The sequence below is a fragment of the Pseudomonas sp. 8(2025) genome (assembly GCF_052665325.1).
Map to the genome: position 1 here is coordinate 13,424 of NZ_JBQOIE010000013.1, position 19,145 is coordinate 32,568.

The 19,145-nt window shown below is 63.3% G+C and carries 17 protein-coding genes and 1 pseudogene; 7 read left to right on the forward strand and 11 right to left on the reverse strand.

Translation table 11 applies throughout. The features are described from left to right. Positions 1-110 precede the first annotated feature (110 nt). The 5 genes from ACUXVH_RS22770 to ACUXVH_RS22790 form a co-directional block, all read right to left on the reverse strand. On the reverse strand, positions 111-554 hold the full coding sequence (locus ACUXVH_RS22770) for a hotdog fold thioesterase (RefSeq protein WP_011060075.1): 444 nt from the start codon (positions 552-554) through the stop codon (positions 111-113). Positions 555-585: 31 nt separating this feature from the next. After that, positions 586-2,253 carry an AMP-binding protein gene (locus ACUXVH_RS22775; RefSeq protein ID WP_065363408.1) on the reverse strand — a complete coding sequence of 556 codons (1,668 nt, stop codon included), beginning with the start codon at positions 2,251-2,253 and terminating at the stop codon, positions 586-588. Between the two features lie 171 nt (positions 2,254-2,424). Next, positions 2,425-2,874: a phosphohistidine phosphatase SixA gene (sixA, locus tag ACUXVH_RS22780; RefSeq protein ID WP_011060073.1), complete on the reverse strand. Its 450-nt coding sequence runs from the start codon at positions 2,872-2,874 to the stop codon at positions 2,425-2,427. Continuing rightward, positions 2,871-3,218: a DUF4389 domain-containing protein gene (locus ACUXVH_RS22785; protein ID WP_011060072.1), complete on the reverse strand. Its 348-nt coding sequence runs from the start codon at positions 3,216-3,218 to the stop codon at positions 2,871-2,873. The genes sixA and ACUXVH_RS22785 overlap by 4 nt, the downstream gene beginning before the upstream one ends. Positions 3,219-3,236: 18 nt before the next feature. Next, the gene (locus ACUXVH_RS22790; RefSeq protein ID WP_011060071.1) at positions 3,237-4,262 is read right to left on the reverse strand and encodes an NAD(P)H-dependent glycerol-3-phosphate dehydrogenase; all 1,026 of its coding nucleotides are present in this window, start codon (positions 4,260-4,262) and stop codon (positions 3,237-3,239) included. A 195-nt stretch (positions 4,263-4,457) separates the two neighbouring features. On the opposite strand from ACUXVH_RS22790, the gene ACUXVH_RS22795 reads away from it, so the two are divergent. The 5 genes from ACUXVH_RS22795 (at position 4,458) to fabB (ending at position 11,403) form a co-directional block, all read left to right on the forward strand. Beyond that, the gene (locus ACUXVH_RS22795) at positions 4,458-6,584 is read left to right on the forward strand and encodes a TonB-dependent receptor plug domain-containing protein (protein ID WP_015634679.1); all 2,127 of its coding nucleotides are present in this window, start codon (positions 4,458-4,460) and stop codon (positions 6,582-6,584) included. 1 nt (position 6,585) lies between these two features. Further along, positions 6,586-7,509 (forward strand): ABC transporter substrate-binding protein, encoded by a 924-nt coding sequence (locus tag ACUXVH_RS22800; RefSeq protein ID WP_065363407.1) that lies wholly within the window; start codon positions 6,586-6,588, stop codon positions 7,507-7,509. Next, positions 7,506-9,407 (forward strand): ATP-binding protein, encoded by a 1,902-nt coding sequence (locus ACUXVH_RS22805; protein ID WP_065363406.1) that lies wholly within the window; start codon positions 7,506-7,508, stop codon positions 9,405-9,407. Before ACUXVH_RS22800 ends, ACUXVH_RS22805 begins: the two co-directional genes overlap by 4 nt. 248 nt (positions 9,408-9,655) lie before the next feature. Then, positions 9,656-10,171 (forward strand): 3-hydroxyacyl-[acyl-carrier-protein] dehydratase FabA, encoded by a 516-nt coding sequence (gene fabA, locus ACUXVH_RS22810; protein WP_011060067.1) that lies wholly within the window; start codon positions 9,656-9,658, stop codon positions 10,169-10,171. Positions 10,172-10,182: 11 nt separating this feature from the next. Then, positions 10,183-11,403: a beta-ketoacyl-ACP synthase I gene (gene fabB, locus ACUXVH_RS22815; protein ID WP_011060066.1), complete on the forward strand. Its 1,221-nt coding sequence runs from the start codon at positions 10,183-10,185 to the stop codon at positions 11,401-11,403. Positions 11,404-11,470: 67 nt separating this feature from the next. Here the strand turns inward: fabB and ACUXVH_RS22820 are convergent, their stop codons facing one another. The 4 genes and pseudogenes from ACUXVH_RS22820 to ACUXVH_RS22835 form a co-directional block, all read right to left on the reverse strand. Continuing rightward, a complete protein-coding gene (locus ACUXVH_RS22820; protein WP_404940410.1) occupies positions 11,471-12,334 on the reverse strand; it encodes a methyl-accepting chemotaxis protein in 864 nt (287 codons plus the stop codon). After that, positions 12,326-13,096, reverse strand: a pseudogene (locus tag ACUXVH_RS22825) (MCP four helix bundle domain-containing protein); the annotation flags it as partial. The pseudogene ACUXVH_RS22825 and the gene ACUXVH_RS22820, both read right to left, overlap by 9 nt. Before the next feature lie 139 nt (positions 13,097-13,235). After that, positions 13,236-13,700 (reverse strand): DUF3859 domain-containing protein, encoded by a 465-nt coding sequence (locus ACUXVH_RS22830; RefSeq protein WP_015634675.1) that lies wholly within the window; start codon positions 13,698-13,700, stop codon positions 13,236-13,238. A gap of 72 nt (positions 13,701-13,772) precedes the next feature. Next, positions 13,773-14,747, reverse strand: a complete 975-nt coding sequence (locus ACUXVH_RS22835) for an amidohydrolase family protein (RefSeq protein WP_370505840.1) — start codon at positions 14,745-14,747, stop codon at positions 13,773-13,775. A gap of 191 nt (positions 14,748-14,938) precedes the next feature. Here ACUXVH_RS22835 and ACUXVH_RS22840 point away from each other — a divergent pair, with 191 nt between their 5' ends. Together ACUXVH_RS22840 and ACUXVH_RS22845 are read left to right on the forward strand one after the other, a co-directional pair. Beyond that, positions 14,939-15,355: an OsmC family protein gene (locus ACUXVH_RS22840; RefSeq protein ID WP_011060062.1), complete on the forward strand. Its 417-nt coding sequence runs from the start codon at positions 14,939-14,941 to the stop codon at positions 15,353-15,355. Between the two features lie 62 nt (positions 15,356-15,417). Then, positions 15,418-16,290 (forward strand): pirin family protein, encoded by an 873-nt coding sequence (locus ACUXVH_RS22845; RefSeq protein ID WP_065363403.1) that lies wholly within the window; start codon positions 15,418-15,420, stop codon positions 16,288-16,290. Between the two features lie 103 nt (positions 16,291-16,393). On the opposite strand, the gene ACUXVH_RS22850 is transcribed toward ACUXVH_RS22845, so the two are convergent. Next, complete coding sequence (locus ACUXVH_RS22850; protein ID WP_015634672.1) at positions 16,394-17,122, reverse strand: dienelactone hydrolase family protein; 729 nt, start codon at positions 17,120-17,122, stop codon at positions 16,394-16,396. Between the two features lie 71 nt (positions 17,123-17,193). Beyond that, complete coding sequence (gene htpG / locus ACUXVH_RS22855; RefSeq protein ID WP_011060059.1) at positions 17,194-19,098, reverse strand: molecular chaperone HtpG; 1,905 nt, start codon at positions 19,096-19,098, stop codon at positions 17,194-17,196. Positions 19,099-19,145: the final 47 nt, after the last annotated feature.

Sequence of the window (19,145 nt, forward strand, 5' to 3'; positions counted from 1 at the left end):
ACCTATCCATCCACCAAACGAACACCGATTGTCCGCAGGCCCTGGCACCAGGGCAATGACCGTAACGGACAGGAATGCTGACACCCAGGCTCAGCCTATGGCGCGTTGCCTCATTGCGCCGGCGGGTTCTGCCCGAGGGGCACCACCGCCATGGTCAGGCGCGAGACGCAACTGGCCTTGCCTTCATCACTGCTCAGGCGGATGTCCCAGACATGGGTGGTGCGCCCGATATGAATGGCCTTGGCCACCGCCGTGACCCGCCCGGTGCGCAAGCCCCGCAGGTGATTGGCATTGATCTCCAGCCCCACGCAGTAGAACTTGCTGGCGTCGATGCACAGGTAGCTGGCCATGGAGCCGACGGTTTCCGCCAGCACCACCGAGGCCCCGCCGTGCAGCAGCCCGTAGGGCTGGTGGGTGCGATGGTCGATGACCATGCTCGCGGTCAGTGACTGCTCGTCATAGGACTCGAAGCGAATATCCAGCACTTCGCCGATGGTGTTCTTCTGGATCGCGTTCAGTTGCTCGATGTTCGGAGTGGTGCGCCATAGACTCATCGCCGCTTCCCTTATGGGTGGTTATTGTCGGTCAATCCTGCCACAGCACGGCTTCGCTGCGCTCGCTCCAGGCTTGAAAACTGCCGCCATAGGTAGCTTCGATCACATTGCGCTTGATCTTCAGGGTTGGAGTGAGAAAGCCGTTTTCCACCGCCCAACTGTCCTTGACCACCACCAGCCGATGCAGCCGCTCGTGCTTGTCCAGGCTGCCATTGACCTGGGCCAGCAGGCTTTCCAGGCTGCTGTGCAAGCCTTCCCTGGCACTGCCGGCGGCGGCCTGCACGCCCGCAGCCGAAAGCACGCACAGGCCCAGGGGGGCAATCAGCCCGTCGCCCACCACGCACACCTGCTCGATATGGGCATGCACCGCCAGGCGGTTCTCGATGGGCGCCGGGGCCACGTACTTGCCCTTGCTGGTCTTGAAGATCTCCTTGAGCCGGCCGGTCAGGCGCAGGTTGCCGGCGGCATCCTGCTCCCCCTTGTCGCCGGTGCGCAGGAAACCATCCTCGGTGACGGTTTCGGCGGTCTTCTGCGGGTCCTTGAAATAGCCCAGCATAGTGGCTCCGCTGCGTACCTGAACCTCCCCCGCCTCGTCGATGCGCACCTCGACTTCCGGGCAGGGCCGGCCAATCCAGCCGGGCACATGCTCACCGGAGCGGCCGATATGGGAGTAGCCGCAGCTCTCGGTCATGCCGTACACCTCCAGCACGTCCAGCCCGAGGCGTCGATACCAGTGCAACAAGGTCTGGGGCACCGGTGCCGCTCCCGACAGCGCCACCCGCAACGCGTCCAGCCCGAGCCCGCTCAGCACCTTGTGGCCGACACGCTTGCCGATAAAGGGCAGGCCCAGGAGAAAATCCAGGCGCTTGGCCGGCACCTTGCTGTAGACCCCCATCTGGAACTTGGTCCAGATCCGCGGCACGCCAAACAGCGCGGTGGGCCGGGCTCGCTGCAGGTCGGCGAGGAAGGTGTCCAGGCTTTCGGCGAAGAACACCGTCTGCCCGGTATAGATCGCCGCCATCTCGACAAACATGCGCTCGGCCACGTGGCACAGGGGCAGGTAGGACAGCAGCCGGTCCTCGGGGCCCAGGCCGAACATCTGCACACCATGGCTGGCGGCAAAGCCCAGGTTGCCGAAACTGTGCATCACACCCTTGGGCAGCCCGGTGGTGCCGGAGGTATAGATGATGGTGGCCAGCTGATCGGCCGCAGGGCTCGGGCTATCCTCGAGCGGCGGACAGCGTTGCAGGTCTTCCCAACTGAAATCGAAAGGGCCTTCGGGGGCCAGGGGCAAGCGGATGGTGGGCAACCCGGCCTTGATCCCGAGCGCCATTTGCGGCCAGTCGTCAAGCTTGCCGATAAAGGCCAGGGCCGACTCGGAATGCTCCAGCACCTGGGCTACCGACTCGGCCGTGAGATTGGGATACAACGGCACCGAGACATGCCCGGCGATCCAGATCGCCAGGTCGGCAATGACCCAGTGCGCGGAGTTCTTGCCAATGATTGCGATGTGGCTGCCGGAAGGCAGCTGGCGCTCGCGCAGCCATTGGGCGGCACGCCGGGCCTGCTGGCCCACCTCGAACCAGTTCAGCTCCTGCACCTGCCCGCCGGCACTGGGCTGGACCAGAAAGCGCTGCTGGGGATGACGAGCCTCGCGCTCGTAGAACACTTGCAGGGGCAAACGAAAAGCAGCAGACATGACTCGCTCCTTTGTTCTTATTCTGTTCGCGACACCAACCAAGCACTTGCTTGGTGGACTATTCCACGCACAAAGGAGCGCTGCAAGTTAAGAAATGTAGCGGATCGCAACCGGGGATCGGTGGGTTCGAGACAACAACGGCGGCCCGGGCATGCCCTGCCGCCGCGTCCATCAAGGGTGTGTCACGGCATTCAAGGTCATCAGCCCCGCCAGGGGCCAGTCGCCTTCGAGCTCCGCCAGGCTGGCGGTGTTCATCGGCTGCGGATCACGCAGGTGGCCGTGCTGCAACAGGCCGATCAGGTTGCCCACCAGGGGTTGATGGCTGACCAGCAGCAGGTTGTCGGCACTGTCCAGTTGCTCCAGCACCTGCAGCGGGTTGGCCTCGGGGGTGAGCCAGGGCACGGTGCGGATCTCGCCTTCGAACCCCAGGGCCTCGCGCACCAGCTGTGCAGTCTGCTGGGCACGTACATAAGGGCTGGCGAGGATCGCGGCGATGGGCTGGCCGATCAGGTGCGCGGCGCTGCCCAGCACTTCCTCGCGACCGTGGGCCGTGAGGTTGCGCTGGGCATCGGTCGGCGCATGGGACTCGGCCTGGCCGTGACGCAGCACCCACAGCTTCACAGCTTGGGCTCCTCGTCACGCACCGGGTGAGGCGCTGGCGGCACGCTATGGGGAGCTTCGCCTTCAGGCGCCCGGGGAGCGGGCCAATCGGCGAACGGCCAGGGTTTCTGTTCGGTATGGAAGCTGCCGAAACGGCCGATCTGCGCCAGGAACTGGCTCAGGCTATCGCCGAAGTTCATCAGGCCGGCATTCGGCGCGCCGTAGATCAGGCGATAGATCAACTGCACCAGCACCAGCGCGCCCAGGAGAAACTGCGCCACCTGCCACACCAGCACGAATATCAGCATCCACAGCACCCGCAGGAGGATGGACTCGTATTTGGCTTCGGAATTCGTATCGTTCATGTCTGGCTCCTGTGCTGCTCAGTTGAATCCGCTGGTGGAGATAAAGTCGACGTCGGTTTTCGGCTCGCCGCGCATCAAGAGCTCGATTACCTGGTTCAGCGTACGCCCTTCGAACAGGATCGCGTGCAGGCCGGCCACCAGCGGCATGTAGACCCCCAGCTCCTGAGCCTTGACCTTGAGCACCTTGAGGGTGTTGACGCCCTCCGCCACCTCACCCAGGCGGGTCACCGCCTCTTCCAGGCTCAGGCCCTGGCCCAGGGCAAAGCCCACCTGGTAGTTGCGGCTCTTGGGCGAGGAACAGGTGACGATCAGGTCGCCGACCCCGGCCAGGCCGAGGAAGGTCATGGGGTTGGCGCCCTGGCTCACGGCAAAGCGGGTCATTTCCGCCAGCGCCCGGGTAATCAGCATGCTCTTGGTGTTTTCCCCCATGCCCAGGGCCACCGCCATGCCGGCGATGATCGCGTAGACGTTCTTCAGCGCCCCGCCCAGTTCCACGCCGAAGCGGTCGGCACTGGCATACACACGGAAGGTGCGGCCATGCAGCGCGGCCTGGACCCGCTGACAGAGCTCTTCGTCTTCACTGGCGACCACGGTGGCGGTCAGGGCGTGCTCGGCCACTTCCCGAGCCAGGTTGGGGCCGGAAAGTACGCCGATGCGCGCTTGCGGGGCGATGTCCTGGAGGATCTCGCTCATCAGCTTGAAGGTCTGGGCCTCGATGCCCTTGGTCAGGCTGACCAGCAGCTTGCCGCGGAGCAGCTCGGCGTGGGGCGCCAGCACCGAGCGCAGGGCGCTGGAGGGCAAGGCGACAAAGCACAGGTCACTGTCATTGAGGGTGGCCAGCAGGTCGGTGACCGGCTCCACCGCCGGATGAATCTTGATGCCCTTGAGGTAGCGCGGATTCTCGCGGTTGACCCGAATGGCCTCGGCCTGCTCGGGGTCGCGCATCCACTGCCGCACCCGGTGACCGTTCTCGGCCAGCAGATTGGCCACGGCGGTACCAAAACTTCCGCCTCCCAGGACCGCAATAGGGCGCTGTTGTGTCATATGCAATCCGTTAATCCATAGCAGTGGCGATGGCGGCATTATACGGGGCGGTTTTCTCACCACCAGCCCCAGGGGCCATTCAGGCAACCTGTCGGGAACACGTGGAGTCATTCGGGGAATGTCGGGCTTATCGACTGGAAAACTCGACTATCTCGGTTAACATGCGCGCCTTCCATCAAGATTCAAGGCTGTGTCGTGTCCGCTGGCCCCTCACCTCTTCGTCTGTCGCTGCTGCTGGGCATGCTGTTCGGCCACTCGGTGCTGGCCGACGATCTGTTCCTGGACGGCACCGCCCTGCCCGAGGTCCTCACCGCCACCCGCCTGAAACAGTCACCTGCCGCGGTTCCCGGCAGCATGACGGTGCTCGACAACGAGTTGATCAAGGCCAGCGGCGCCCGGGACATCAGCGAACTGCTGCGCCTGGTGCCGGGGATGATGGTCGGCGCCATCAGCGGCAACCAAGCCACGGTCAACTACCACGGCACCAACGCCAGCGAAGCCCGGCGCATGCAAGTGCTGATCGACGGGCGTTCGGTGTATCGCGCCGGCCTGGCGACAGTGGACTGGAGCGATATCCCGGTGGCCATGGAAGACATCGAGCGCATCGAGGTGTTTCGCGGCCCCAATACCGTCAGCTACGGCGCCAACGCGCTGATGGCGGTGGTCAACATCATCACCCGCGCCCCGGCCAACAGCCATGGCACGCGGGTCAAGCTGACCCGGGGCCAGCGCGGCATCAGCGACTGGTACGCCAGCCAGGGTACCGGCTGGGAAAGCGGCGACCTGCGCCTGTCGCTGTCGGGGCAGGAAGATGATGGCTTCGACAAGAATCGCCTGGGGGCCGACTACCGCGACAGCAAGCGCTTGAACCGCTTCAGTCTGTCCGTGAGCCAGATGCTCAATGAACAGCAGAGCATCGACTGGCAGTTGAATGCCAAGGAAGGCACCAACCAGCGGCCCTATACCTATCAGCCGGTGTTCCACGGGGTAACCCAGCAAGGCAACAACTCCGATGTGGTGGCCAAGGACTACGCCGGGTCACTGCGCTGGAACCTGGAGCTCAATCCACAGCACAGCCTTTATATCCAGGGCTCGGCCCAACACTGGGACCGCCAGCAGACCTGGCGTGCCTGCGACGCGGCAATTTCCTTCAGCCCCGAGCTGACACGCCTGTGGCAACTCAACCCGAACTACGCCGAGCGCCTGGCGCGCCACATGCCCGATTATTTAAGCGCGACGCCCGGTGGAACCCCGACGGAACAGGCATTGGCCAACCAGGTCATCGACCAATGGAAAACCGGCGGCGGCAAGAATACGGTCTGCGGCAACATCGACCAGAGCTCTCGGGAAACCCGCTACGACCTGGAGCTGCAGGACACCCTGAGCCTCAGCGACAACCTGCGGCTGGTCAGCGGCATGAACTATCGTTACGACCGGGCCGACTCCGAAACCTACTTCAACGGCACCCTCGACGACACCACCTGGCGCCTGTTCGGCCAGCTGGAGTGGCGGGCCAGCGAACATTGGCTGATCCAGGGCGGGGCTATGTACGAAGACACCCAGCTGACCGGCAACTCCCTGACCCCGAGGATCGCGGTCAACTACCTGATCAACCCGCGCCACGGCTTGCGGGCGGTGTATTCGGAAGCCATCCGCTCCCCGGACATGTTCGAGAACAACGTCAACTGGAGCTACCGGGTCACCGGCCTGAGTACCCCGGTCTACGGCCAGAACAGCGCCCAGTACTTCGTCAAGACCCGTGGCCCCGGCAACCTCGACCAGGAGCACATGCGTTCCCGGGAACTGGGCTACAACGGTTACTTCGTCGACCAGGCGCTGAACCTCGACATCAAGCTGTTCTATGACGAAATCACCGGGATGATCAGCGAGCCGCTGCGCAACAACCAGTACATCGCCAGCAACAGCAACGCCTCGCGCTTCGCCGGTACCGAGAGCCAGCTGGACTGGCAACTGAGCCGCGCCGACCGCCTGCGCCTGACCTACGCCTACGTCCATGCCCAGGCCAGCAACCGCCTGGACCAGCGCCTGACCGCCAGCAACAGCGGCTCCGCCGGCTGGCTGCGCAATTGGGGCCAGGGCTGGTCCAGCGCGCTCTTCTACTATGGCGACAGCGCCCTCAACGGCTACCGATTCGAACGGGTCGACACCCGCATCGCCAAGCGCCTGGCCCTGGGCAGCAAGACCAGCCTGGAACTGGCCGGCACCCTGCAGCAACGGCTCGACCACCAGCCCACCACCTTCGCCGACAATCTCTACGACTCGCGCCACGTGGTCTACTTCAGCGCGGAGCTCGAGTTCTGACATGGGCCACTGTCGGCCCTGGAAGGCCCTGCGCATACATCGTCGCCTGTGCCTGCTGGTACTGGGCATGCTGCTGGGCAACCCGTTGTGGGCGGCCGATGTGCTGCTCACCGCCAGCGACGACAACAGCAGCGTGCGCACCTTCACCGAAGAACTGGCCGCCCAGCGCCCCCGGGACCAGGTGCGCTTCGTCCCCCTGGCCCAACTGCCGCCGCCGGGCCAACTGCCCGGCAGCACGCGCCTGATCCTGCTGGACCCGCAAAGCCTCGACTGGCGCCTGCAAGATCCCTTGGGCCCGCCGACCCTGGTCCTGCGCATCAGCCGCCTGCAGGCCCAACAGCGCCTGGTGCAAAGCCCTCATCCACGGTTGAGCCTGCTGTGGAGCGATCCGCCCCTGGAGCGCCAGTTACGCCTGATCCGCAGTGTTCTGCCGCAGGCGCGCCGGGTGGGGGTGCTGTACAGCGCCGACAGTCAGTTCCTGCTCAAGGAACTGCACCTGGCCGCGCAAACCCTGAACATGGAAATCATCGCCGAACCCTGGGACAGCACCAGCGACAGCCGCCCGCTGCAGAACCTGCTGCGCAACAGCGAAGTGCTGCTGGGCCTGGATGATCCGAAGCTGTACAACCCGAAAACCGTGAAGAACCTGCTACTGAGCAGCTACGCCCGGCAACAGGCGCTGATCGGCCCCAATGCCGGCTTCGTCCGGGCCGGCAGCCTGGCCAGCACCTACAGCGACCAGCAGGACTGGCTGCAGACCCTGGACAGCCTGCTCGACCAACCGCCGGCTCGCTGGCCCCGTGCGCTATACCCGACGGCTTTCAAAGTACTGAGCAACCCACAGGTGGCACGCTCGCTGGGCATCGAGGAAATCGACCCGCAGGCCGTTGCGCGCCAGTTGAGTGAAGGAGAGAAGCACCCATGACATTGCGTCGCCGATGGGATATCCAGACCCGCACTCAGCTCATCAGCCTGGGCCCGGCCCTGCTCCTGACCCTGCTACTGATCAGCTTTTTTACCTTCGTGCGTATCCAGGACTTGCGCCAGGAGCTCAACCACACCGGGCAACTGATCGCCAATCAACTGGCGCCAGCCACCGAGTACGGGGTGATCTCCGGCAACAACGAGGGCCTGGAGAGCCTGCTGCAGGCAACCCTGGCCACGCCCCACGTGCACTTCCTGGAGGTGCAGGACAGCGCCAACAACATCCTGGTGTACGTGGAACAGCCCTCGGCCAGCCACAACCACGCGCAGCAGATCAAGGTATTCCAGGCCCCGGTACGCCTGCAGCGCATCCAGGTGCACAACGACTTTCTGCAGAACGACCCGGCCAGCGTGGCTGCCCAGGGCGATGGTTACCTGGGCCGGGTGATCGTCGGCATGTCCAACGACGCCTTCAGCCAGCGCCAGCAGGAAATCCTCCTCAAGGCCGCCATCCTCGCGCTGTTCGCCCTGCTCTTCACCTTCCTCCTGGCCCGGCGCCTGGCGGCCGGCCTGGCACAGCCTATCCGCGCCATGGGCGATGCGGTGAAGGCAATCCAGGAAGGGGATTTCAAGACCCCGCTGCCGATCGTCGACGATGGCGAGCTGGGCAACCTGGCCCGGCACATCAACAACCTCGCCGCCGGCCTGGAACTGGCCAGCCGCGAGCAGCACCAGGCCATGTCCCAGTTGATCCAGACCCGGGAAGAGGCGGAACGGGCGAACAAGGCCAAGTCGGATTTCCTGGCGATGATGAGCCACGAGCTGCGCACACCGATGAACGGTGTGCTGGGCATGCTGCAACTGCTGGAAACCACCCAGATGACCCAGGAACAGAGCGAGTACGCGGCGCTGGCGTCGGAATCCACCGAACACCTGCTGAAGGTGATCAACGACATCCTCGACTTCTCCCGCATCGAACGCTCGGCCCTGGAACTGGAGCACATCCCGTTCAACCTTGCCGAACTGATCACCAGCTCGGCCCAGGCCTTCCAGCACAGCGCCCTGCAACGCGGCCTGGACTTGCAACTGCGGCTGCCGCCGGGCATGGAGTCGCTGCAGGTCAAGGGCGACCCGACGCGAATCCGGCAGATCCTGGTCAACCTGATCGGCAACGCCCTGAAATTCACCGAGCAGGGCAGCATCACCATCGAGCCCCAGTGGCAGGCCCTGGATCACGAACTGCTGTGGTTCACCTGCGCAGTGCGCGACAGCGGTATCGGCATCAGCCCGGCCAGCCTGGAGCTGATGTTCGACGCCTTCCAGCAGGCCGACAGTTCGATTTCCCGTCGCTATGGCGGCACCGGCCTGGGCCTGCCCATCGCCCGCACCCTGGCCGAGCGCATGGGTGGCACCCTGCGGGCCCAGAGCGAGGAAGGCCGAGGCTCGGTGTTCACCCTGGAAATCCCCCTGGCGCTGTTCCAGCAGAGCCTGCCGGTACTGGCCCCGCGGATGAGCAGCAATCAGCACTCCGGTGAAGGCCGCAACGTGCTGCTGGTGGAAGACAACCCGGTGAACCAGACCGTGATCCAGGCCATGCTGCGCAGCCTGGGGTTCACCGTGAGCATCGTCACCGACGGCGCCCAGGCAGTCCGCAGTGCCGAAAGCCTGATCTTCGAGGCGATTATGATGGATTGCCGACTGCCGCTGGTCGACGGCTATGAAGCCACCCGGCAGATCCGCCAACTGCCCGGCTGTGCCGATTTACCGATCATCGCCCTGACCGCCAACGCCTTGCAGGGCGACCGTGAAGCCTGCCTTGCAGCGGGCATGAACGACTACCTGGCCAAGCCTTTCAAGCGCGCGGATCTGCAGCAAATTCTCCAACGTTGGGTGCAATAACCGGCTATTTTCCAACAGCTACGACTGGCGTCATGGGCGAAAGTGCGGCAGTCTTAGGCACCCGACGGGGCCCTGAAAAGGCCCTCAAAAAAAATTTCAGTGCACAAGTGTACATTCATGCCCTTTGCGCTGTGACTTTCACTACAACGCAATAGTCTATGAGTAGGCTGCCGGCTCGAGGCATGAACGCTTCGATCGGCCGGGAAGATTTGCCCAACCCTGCCGCACGGGACTATTGAGGAGCTCGCATGACCAAACAAAACGCCTTTACTCGGGAAGACCTGCTGCGCTGCAGTCGCGGTGAGCTGTTCGGCCCAGGTAACGCGCAACTGCCCGCCCCCAACATGCTGATGGTGGATCGCATCACCCATATCAGCGAAGAGGGTGGCAAGTACGGTAAAGGTGAGTTGGTCGCTGAGCTGGATATCACTCCAGACCTGTGGTTCTTCGCTTGCCACTTCGAAGGCGACCCGGTGATGCCAGGCTGCCTGGGCCTGGATGCCATGTGGCAACTGGTGGGCTTCTTCCTCGGCTGGCAGGGCTTGCCGGGCCGCGGTCGCGCCCTGGGTTCGGGGGAAGTGAAATTCTTCGGCCAGGTCCTGCCGACCGCCAAGAAAGTCACCTATAACATTCACATCAAGCGCGTGCTCAAGGGCAAGCTGAACATGGCCATCGCCGATGGTTCGGTCAGCGTTGACGGCCGCGAAATCTATACCGCCGAAGGCCTCCGGGTCGGCGTGTTTACTTCAACTGACAACTTCTAAGGGTTATCCGCATGCGCCGCGTCGTTATCACAGGTCTTGGCATTGTTTCGTGCCTGGGCAATGACAAAGAGACCGTCTCCGCTAACCTGCGTGCAAGTCGCCCTGGCATCCGCTTCAACCCGGAATATGCCGAAATGGGTCTGCGTAGCCAGGTTTCCGGCTCCATTGACCTGAACCTCGAAGAGCTGATCGACCGCAAGATCTATCGCTTCGTCGGCCACGCGGCGGCTTACGCCTACCTGGCCATGAAAGACGCCATCGCCGACTCCGGCCTGAGCGAAGAACAAGTGTCCAACCCGCGCACCGGCCTGATCGCCGGTTCCGGCGGCGCCTCGACCCTGAACCAGATGGAAGCGCTGGACATCCTGCGCGAGAAAGGCGTCAAGCGCGTTGGCCCATACCGCGTTACGCGGACCATGAGCAGCACCGTTTCCGCCTGCCTGGCCACCCCGTTCAAGATCAAGGGCCTGAACTACTCCATCGCTTCTGCCTGCGCCACCAGTGCTCACTGCATCGGTACCGCCATGGAACAGATCCAGATGGGCAAGCAGGACATCGTCTTCGCCGGTGGCGGTGAAGAAGAGCATTGGACCCAGTCGTTCCTGTTCGACGCCATGGGTGCCCTGTCGACCCAGTACAACGAAACCCCGGAAAAGGCCTCCCGCGCCTACGACGCCAAGCGTGACGGTTTCGTCATCGCCGGTGGTGGCGGCATGGTGGTGGTCGAGGAGCTGGAACACGCTCTGGCCCGTGGCGCCAAGATCTACGCGGAAATCGTCGGCTACGGCGCCACTTCCGATGGCTACGACATGGTGGCTCCAAGCGGCGAAGGTGCAATCCGCTGCATGGAAATGGCCATGTCCACCGTCGACACTCCTATCGACTACCTGAACACCCACGGCACTTCGACCCCGGTCGGCGACGTCGCGGAAATGAAGGGCGTGCGTGAAGTGTTCGGCGACAAGGCCCCGGCCATCAGCTCCACCAAGAGCCTGTCGGGTCACTCCCTGGGCGCTGCCGGCGTTCACGAAGCGATCTACTGCATGCTGATGATGGAAGGCAACTTCATGGCCGGTTCGGCCAACATCGACGAGCTGGATCCGGAAGTGGCCGATATGCCGATCCTGACCAAGACCCGCGAAGACGCCACCATCAACACCGTGATGAGCAACAGCTTCGGCTTCGGTGGCACCAACGCCACCCTGGTCCTGAAGCGCTGGCAGGGTAAGTAAGCCCCGCCGCTTCGCCGAATGAAAAAGCCCCGACCGGTTCGGGGCTTTTTTTCGCCTGCCAGAAGGCTCAGACCGAGAAACGCGCCACCATGCTGTTCAGGTCCACCGCCAGGCGCGACAACTCCTGGCTGGCCGCACTGGTCTGATTGGCCCCGGCGGAGGTCTGCAAGGCCAGGTCGCGGATGTTCATCAGGTTGCGGTCCACCTCCCGCGCCACTGCCGCCTGCTGCTCCGAGGCGCTGGCAATGACGATGTTGCGCTCATTGATCTGGGTGAAGGCCGATGCGATTTCCTCCAGCGCCTGTCCTGCCGCCTTGGCCACCTCCAGGGTCGAATGGGCGCGGTTGTTGCTCTGCTGCATGGAACTGACGGCCTGGTCGGTGCCCTGCTGGATACCGCCGATCATCTGCTCGATTTCCTGGGTCGACTGCTGGGTCCGATGAGCCAGGGCCCGGACTTCATCGGCCACCACTGCGAACCCGCGTCCCGCATCCCCGGCCCGTGCCGCCTCGATGGCCGCGTTCAACGCCAGCAGGTTGGTCTGCTCGGCAATGGAACGGATCACCTCCAGTACCTTGCTGATGCCATAGACCTTCTGCGCCAGATCCTCCACCTGGCTGGCATTGGCCGTCACGTCCTGCGCCAGCGACTCAATCGAGAGCACCGTCTGGTGCACCTGCTCGCGCCCGTGCTGGGCGATGCGGTCGGACTCCCGCGAGGCCTCGGACGTGGCCACTGCGTTACTGGCCACCTCCTCCACCGCTGCGGTCATCTGGTTTACCGCCGTGGCCGCCTGTTCGATCTCCAGGCTCTGCTGATGCAGGCCACGGGTCGCATCCTCGGTGACACAACTGAGCTCTTCCGAGGCCGAGGCCAGCTGGCTGGATGAATCGGAGATGCGCCGGATGGTTTCCCGCAGGCTGTGCTGCATGGCCTTGAGCGCGTGCAGCAGGCGCGCCGGCTCGTCCCTGCCGGTCACCGTGATAGTGCCGGTCAGATCGCCGCCGGCCACCACTTCGGCCACATTCACCGACTGCGCCAGAGGCAGGACGATACTGCGGGTCAACAACAGGGCCAGGCCGATGGTCACCAGCGCCGCCAGGGCAATCATGCCGATCACCCATACCCGCGACTTGCTGAACACCGCCTGGGCCATATCGGTGGCATGGGTCGCGCTTTGCTTGTTCAGCTCCACCAGCTCGTGCAGGGTCGCGGCCATCTCATCGGCCAGCTGGTTCATTTCGCCATTGACCACCTTGACCGCTTCCTCCAGCTGGTTCTGGCTGGAGAGCTGCATGACCCGTTCCTGGCGTTGCAGGTACTGTTTTTCGATGGTCTTGAAGCGATCGAACAGGACCCGCTCCTGGGGCAGGAGGATCAAGGATTCGTAGCGGCTCTGGGCACCCCCCAGGACACTCTTGATCTCGTTGATCTTGTTTTCGTTCTGGGTGATCGCCTGCGGGTCGCGATTGATCAACAACCGCAGGGTCAGGGCGCGAATGCGCAGCAGGTCCTGGTTCATTTCCCCTACGGACATCACGCTGGGCAGCCAATTGCTTTCCACTTCATCGGACTGCTGGCGCATATTGCCCATCTGCATCAAGGCGAATGCCCCCAGGGCAAACACCATCAGCGCCAGCAAGCCGAAACCCAGGCTCGCCCGTAGCGCAATGTTCAGACTTCTAAGACTCATTCCTCTGGCTCCTTCCTAGAGCGCTGCAAGAACTTGCAGCAGGGTGCTCTTAGACGGTATCGGGCCATTGGAAAATTGCGTAAGACAAAAACGTGATATCAAAACGCCCTAGCACTCCAATACTTGGGCGTAAAACGATTCAGCGCACAGAAAATCGCTGTTCTGCCAACAATCGGTCGCCCTGGAAGACCATGAAACGCCACTCGCCCGGGACCACCTCATGGCTTTCGGTGAACTCATAGGCCATCACGTCCTGGGGAGCGTTGGGCACCAGTTTCTGAGTGATTTCGAACTTGTCATGGCGTACCCCGTCCGGCGTACGGATGCCCGGCGTCAGGTAAAGAAGAGTCAGGGGCTGATCTTCGGCCACCTTGCCCAGCAACTGGTAACGCATGCCGAACTTGGTCCCCAGCCTGGCGGGCACCACGGAGGTCTGCTGGATCTTCTCGTTGCTGCGGCGCAGCACCCGCTCCCCCGATTGCAGCTCGGCCTTGGGACCTTCGAACACGCCGTATTCCACCGGCCCTTCGACACGGACTTCGGCGCTGGCCAGGCCACTGAAGATCATCAGCGCCGCCAGTGCGCTTAAACGAGTGAGGTGCATATCGCGCTCCTTGATTGAGATGGCGCGAGCTTATGAAGCAGGCATGACAGGCTGATGACAGTCTGGCGCCTGCTAGGGACGATGGTTGGCGGGAAGGATGGCGAGGAAATTGTCATGGGCCACCTTGCGTGCCACCTCCTGCGGCAAGGCGTCAAGAAAGCCATCGAACCCCCGCAGCTCGCTCCCCAGTTTGTTGAAGCGCCCGACCACGTCCGAACCCAGCATGAAGCGCTCCGGGAAGCGCTCCACCAGCTGCAGCCAGGCCGGGTCGGGGTTGCCCTGCTTATCCAGCAGATAGGGCGTGAGCAAGCTCCAGGACAGGTCGATGTAGAGGTTGGGGTAGCTCTCCAGCAGCCGCATCAGGGTCGGCAGCAGGAACTCCAGCCGGGTCTGGTGACGATGGATCTCGGCACTGGTGCCGGCATGGGCCCAGATAAAACGCGTATGGGGGTGATTGCGCAGCGGCTCTTCGATTTCCGCCAGGTACAGCGGATTGCGCTCGCGCTTGGAGGTGATGTTGGAGTGCAGCATGACCGGCAGGTCGTTCTCGGCCGCCAGGTGATAGACCTTGGTCATCGCCTCGTTATTGGCCCGCGGCGTGTCGCCGGCGGTCAGCGCGGTGAGATCGTCGTGCCGGGTGAAGACCTCGCCGATGCCCTGCCACAGCCCCGGGTCGAGATCGAGCATTCGCTGGATATGCGCCGCGGAGTTCTTGTCGTTGGGGTTGAACCCCGAAAGGAACGGATGAAAGCGCCGGCGCTGCTCGGCCGGCAGCTTTTTCACCGCGGCGGCCACCAGCACGTCGGTGGCGCTGTACCAGTAGGCCGCGGCATCGTCCCCGGCGTAGTAGCGCGGGCGCTTGGGCTCATCCTCGTGCCATTTCTTGGCCACCGGAATCCCGGCAATCATCACCTGCTCGATGCGGTTGTCATCCATGGCCTTGAGCAAGGCTTCCATGCCCGCGGTTTCCTGGAAGAAGTCCACGTAATGCAGGTGCGCGTCGCTGTACACATAGTCACGCGCCTGGGCCACCGCCAGCGGCAGCATCAGCAGCGCCCACAAACAGCTTGCTTGAACAGGGTTCCAGTGCACCGGGCCGCCTCCCATGGATCGAAGCAGGATAGACCGCGACGCCGAGCCGCAGGTTCAGAAAAAGGGGAACGCCCGCGCTTCGATATGCTCTATAACTTCAGCACCCTTACAGCCTGATCCTTATTCATCACTGCCTGAGGTTTGCCATGACCATCACCGTCAATACCGAGTCCAGCGAAGGTTTCCGCCACAGCATCCAGGTCGACGACCACCAGTTGTTCACCGACCTGCCCAAGTCCGCCGGTGGCGAAGGCACCGCCCCCGAGCCCCATGACTACTTCGATGCCGCCCTGGGCGCCTGCAAGGCCCTGACCCTCAAGCTCTACGCGCAGAAGAAGAACATCCCGCTGACCGGGGTCACCGTGGAGATCAAGCACGACAACAGCGAAGAGCAGAAAGGCAAGTACGCCCTGCATGTGAAGCTGACCCTCAAGGGCGTGCTCACCGACGCCCAGCGTGATGAGCTGCATCGGGTGGCCGACCGTTGCCCGATCCACAAGCTGATGACCACCAGCGAAGTCAGCATCGAGACCCACCTCTCCGAAGGCGCCTTCAGCCAGTAGCGGCAAGGCGGGCACAAGCGGGTTATGCTCCCGGGCATAACCCGATCAGCCTGGAATCCGCCATGAACTCCCCCCTCGTGATCCGTCCCCGTGCCGAGGACGTTGAAGGCCAGCCCATCCTGCGCCCCCTGCCTTCGGCCCAGTGCCGCAGTGTCGGGCCTTTCGTGTTCTTCGACCACATGCTGGAAACCCGCTACCCGCCGGGCAAGGGCATGAATATCCGCCAGCATCCGCATATCGGCCTCTCCACCCTGACCTACCTGTTCGCCGGGCAGATCCAGCACAAGGACAGCCTGGGCTCCGACCAGATCGTGGGCGCCGGGGACGTCAGCTGGATGACCGCCGGCAGCGCCATCGCCCATGTCGAGCGCACGCCAGCACCCTTGCAGGCCCAGGGATTTGCCATGCACGGCCTGCAGGTCTGGCTGGCCTCGCCCAAAGAACAGGAGCAGGGCCCGGGGCACTACAGCCATCACCCGGCCAGCAGCCTGCCGGTGAGCGACAACCTGGGGGTGAGCATTCGGATGATTGCCGGCAGCGGTTTCTGCCTGGAGTCGCCGGTGCCGGTGCTCTCCCCCACCCTGTATGCCGAGTTGCGGCTGCAGACCGCCACCAGCCTGCTGATTCCCACCGAGCATCAACAGCGTGCGCTGTATGTACTGGAGGGCGAGGCACAACTGGACGGCGAGCCATTACCCGTGCACTCGCTGGTGGTATTGCCAGAGGGGGAGAACGCCACGCTGTTCGCCGAGAGCGATTGCCACGCGGTGCTGATCGGCGGCGCCGCCCTGGACGGCCCGCGGCGGATCAACTGGAACTTCGTCGCCAGCGATCCACTGTTGATCGATGAAGCTCGCAGACGCTGGGCCGCCGGGGACTGGCCGCAGGTGCCGGGAGAAAGCGAGCGCATCGAATTGCCACCCGCCCGCCACTGATCGGTAGGGGCCGGTTTGCCGGCGAACAGGCCCGTGAGTCTGGCGTTGCTCTCACTGACGCCTTCGCTGGCAAGCCAGCTCCTACGGGATCAGGGTCGGTGGGTCAGCCGCTAAAGACTTCGTCCAGCAGGTAATGCATGGTGGCGAAGGCCCGGGCCGAGGTCTTGGCGTCGTACATCATCTTGCCCGGCAGGTTGGCGTGGGTGTCGGTGAAGGAATGCACCGCGCCACCGTAGCTGACCAGTTGCCAGTCCACTCCCGCGGCGTCCATTTCCGCTTCGAAGGCCGGCAGTTGCTCCTTGGCCACGAACGGGTCCGCCGCGCCGTGCAGTACCAGTACCGAACCCTTGATGTTGTTGGCATCGGCAGGGTTGGGGGTGTCCAGGGTGCCGTGGAACGACACCGCCGCCTTCACCGGCGCGCCACTGCGGGCCAGTTCCAGGGCGCAGCAGCCGCCAAAGCAGAAGCCGAAGGTGGCCAGCCTGGAGGTGTCCACCGCGGCTTCGCCCTGGCTCTGCAAGGCCGCAAAGGCCGCCTGCATGCGCTTGCGCAACAACGCCCGGTCATCCTTGAGCGGCATCATCGCGGCACCGGCCTGGCTCGCATCGCCGGGGCGCAGCGACTGGCCATACAGATCGGCGATCAGCACCACATAACCCTTGGCCGCCACCGCCTCGGCGATCTTCTCCGCGCCGGCGCTGACACCCATCCAGTTCGGCGCCATCAGCAACCCCGGACGCGCAGCTTTATGGGCGGCATCGAAGGCCAGGCGGCCTTCATAGGGCTGGCCATCGATCTGATAGACCACGGAACGCACTGTGATTTGACTCATGACTCATCTTCTCCAGTAGGGGGACACCAGAATGAAAAAACCCGCCGAAGCGGGTTTTTCTTGCAACGTGGTTAAACCGACAGCTCCACCAGCAGCTTGTTCAGCCGGCGCACATAGGCCGCCGGATCCTTCAAGCTGTCACCGGCCGCCAGGGCCGCCTGATCGAAGAGAATGTGCGACAGGTCGCCAAAGCGCTCTTCGCTCTGCTCGCCGTCGAGTTTCTCGATCAGCGGGTGAGTCGGGTTGAACTCGAAGATCGGCTTGGAATCCGGAACCTTCTGCCCGCTGGCTTCAAGGATCTGACGCATTTGCAGCCCCAGGTCCTGCTCGCCAATGGCCAGGATCGCCGGCGAGTCGGTCAGGCGGTGGGAAACCCGCACTTCGCTGACACTCTCGCCCAGGGCGGTCTTGATCCGCTCCACCAAGCCTTCCTTGGTCTTGGCGACTTCCTCGGCAGCCTTCTTGTCCTCTTCGGAGTCGAGGTTGCCCAGGTCCAGGTCGCCGCGCGCCACGTCGACAAAGCTCTTGCCGTCGAACTCGTTGAGGTAGCTCATCAGCCACTCGTCGATACGGTCGGTGAGCAGCAGCACTTCGATGCCTTTCTTGCGGAAGACTTCCAGGTGCGGGCTGTTCTTCACCTGGGCGTAGGATTCGCCGGTGAGGAAGTAGATCTTGTCCTGGCCTTCCTTGGCGCGAGCCAGGTAGTCGGCCAAGGAGACATTCTGCTCGCCGTCGTCGCCCTGGGTGGAGGCGAAGCGCAGCAGGCCGGCGATCTTCTCCTTGTTGGCGAAGTCCTCGGCCGGGCCTTCCTTCATCACCTGGCCGAAGTTCTTCCAAAAGCCCTTGTATTGCTCGGGTTCGTTCTTCGCCAGTTTCTCCAGCATGTCGAGGACACGCTTGGTCAGCGCCGACTTCATCGAGTCGATGATCGGGTCTTTCTGCAGGATTTCCCGCGAGACGTTCAGCGACAGGTCGTTGGAATCCACCACACCCTTGATGAAGCGCAGGTACAGCGGCAGGAACGACTCGGCCTGATCCATGACGAACACGCGCTGCACGTAGAGCTTGAGGCCCTTGGGCGCTTCACGCTGGTACAGGTCGAACGGCGCGCGAGCCGGTACGTAGAGCAGCGAGCTGTACTCCAGCTTGCCTTCGACCTTGTTGTGGCTCCAGCTCAGCGGGTTCTCGAAGTCATGGGCGATGTGCTTGTAGAACTCCTGGTATTCCTCGTCCTTGATCTCGGTACGCGGGCGGGTCCACAGGGCACTGGCGCGGTTGACGGTTTCCCACTCCAGCGCAGGTTTCTCTTCGCCTTCAGCGGCAGCGGCTTCTTTGGGCAGCTCGATCGGCAGCGCGATGTGGTCGGAATACTTCTTGATGATGTTGCGCAGGCGCCAGCCATCGGCGAACTCGTCTTCACCGGACTTCAGGTGCAGAACGATGCGGGTACCGCGCTCGGCCTTGTCGATGGTCGCAACTTCGAACTCGCCTTCGCCCTTGGACGACCAGTGCACGCCTTCGCTGGCGGGCAGACCGGCACGGCGGCTGAACACTTCAACCTGGTCGGCCACGATAAAGGCGGAGTAGAAACCCACGCCGAACTGACCGATCAGGTGCGAGTCCTTCTTCTGGTCGCCGGTGAGGTTCTTCATGAAATCGGCAGTGCCGGACTTGGCGATGGTCCCCAGGTGGGTGATCACATCTTCTCGGCTCATGCCGATACCGTTGTCTTCGAGGGTGACGGTTTTCGCGTCCTTGTCGAAGCTCACACGGATTTTCAGTTCGGCGCCACCTTCCAGCAACTCGGGCTTGGACAGGGCTTCGAAGCGCAATTTGTCGACGGCGTCAGAGGCGTTCGAGATCAATTCGCGAAGGAAGATTTCCTTGTTGGAATACAGCGAATGGATCATGAGGTGCAGCAGTTGCTTCACCTCGGTCTGGAAGCCCAGGGTTTCCTTTTGAGTTTCCACACTCATGGTCATCAAACTCCAATCAGATGGCATTGGCCGCGTTCCGGGAGCGG

Bases quoted from the DNA above. Each gene is read 5' to 3' on its own strand.
- ACUXVH_RS22805 (WP_065363406.1), top strand. From the start codon at position 7,506: ATGACATTGCGTCGCCGATGGGATATCCAGACCCGCACTCAGCTCATC.
- ACUXVH_RS22820 (WP_404940410.1), bottom strand. From the start codon at position 12,334: ATGCAGCACAGCCTGCGGGAAACCATCCGGCGCATCTCCGATTCATCC.
- ACUXVH_RS22775 (WP_065363408.1), bottom strand. From the start codon at position 2,253: ATGTCTGCTGCTTTTCGTTTGCCCCTGCAAGTGTTCTACGAGCGCGAG.
- ACUXVH_RS22800 (WP_065363407.1), top strand. From the start codon at position 6,586: ATGGGCCACTGTCGGCCCTGGAAGGCCCTGCGCATACATCGTCGCCTG.
- ACUXVH_RS22845 (WP_065363403.1), top strand. From the start codon at position 15,418: ATGAACTCCCCCCTCGTGATCCGTCCCCGTGCCGAGGACGTTGAAGGC.
- ACUXVH_RS22835 (WP_370505840.1), bottom strand. From the start codon at position 14,747: ATGCTGCCGCTGGCGGTGGCCCAGGCGCGTGACTATGTGTACAGCGAC.
- ACUXVH_RS22785 (WP_011060072.1), bottom strand. From the start codon at position 3,218: ATGAACGATACGAATTCCGAAGCCAAATACGAGTCCATCCTCCTGCGG.
- ACUXVH_RS22790 (WP_011060071.1), bottom strand. From the start codon at position 4,262: ATGACACAACAGCGCCCTATTGCGGTCCTGGGAGGCGGAAGTTTTGGT.
- ACUXVH_RS22850 (WP_015634672.1), bottom strand. From the start codon at position 17,122: ATGAGTCAAATCACAGTGCGTTCCGTGGTCTATCAGATCGATGGCCAG.
- fabA (WP_011060067.1), top strand. From the start codon at position 9,656: ATGACCAAACAAAACGCCTTTACTCGGGAAGACCTGCTGCGCTGCAGT.
- ACUXVH_RS22830 (WP_015634675.1), bottom strand. From the start codon at position 13,700: ATGCACCTCACTCGTTTAAGCGCACTGGCGGCGCTGATGATCTTCAGT.
- ACUXVH_RS22840 (WP_011060062.1), top strand. From the start codon at position 14,939: ATGACCATCACCGTCAATACCGAGTCCAGCGAAGGTTTCCGCCACAGC.
- htpG (WP_011060059.1), bottom strand. From the start codon at position 19,098: ATGAGTGTGGAAACTCAAAAGGAAACCCTGGGCTTCCAGACCGAGGTG.
- fabB (WP_011060066.1), top strand. From the start codon at position 10,183: ATGCGCCGCGTCGTTATCACAGGTCTTGGCATTGTTTCGTGCCTGGGC.
- ACUXVH_RS22770 (WP_011060075.1), bottom strand. From the start codon at position 554: ATGAGTCTATGGCGCACCACTCCGAACATCGAGCAACTGAACGCGATC.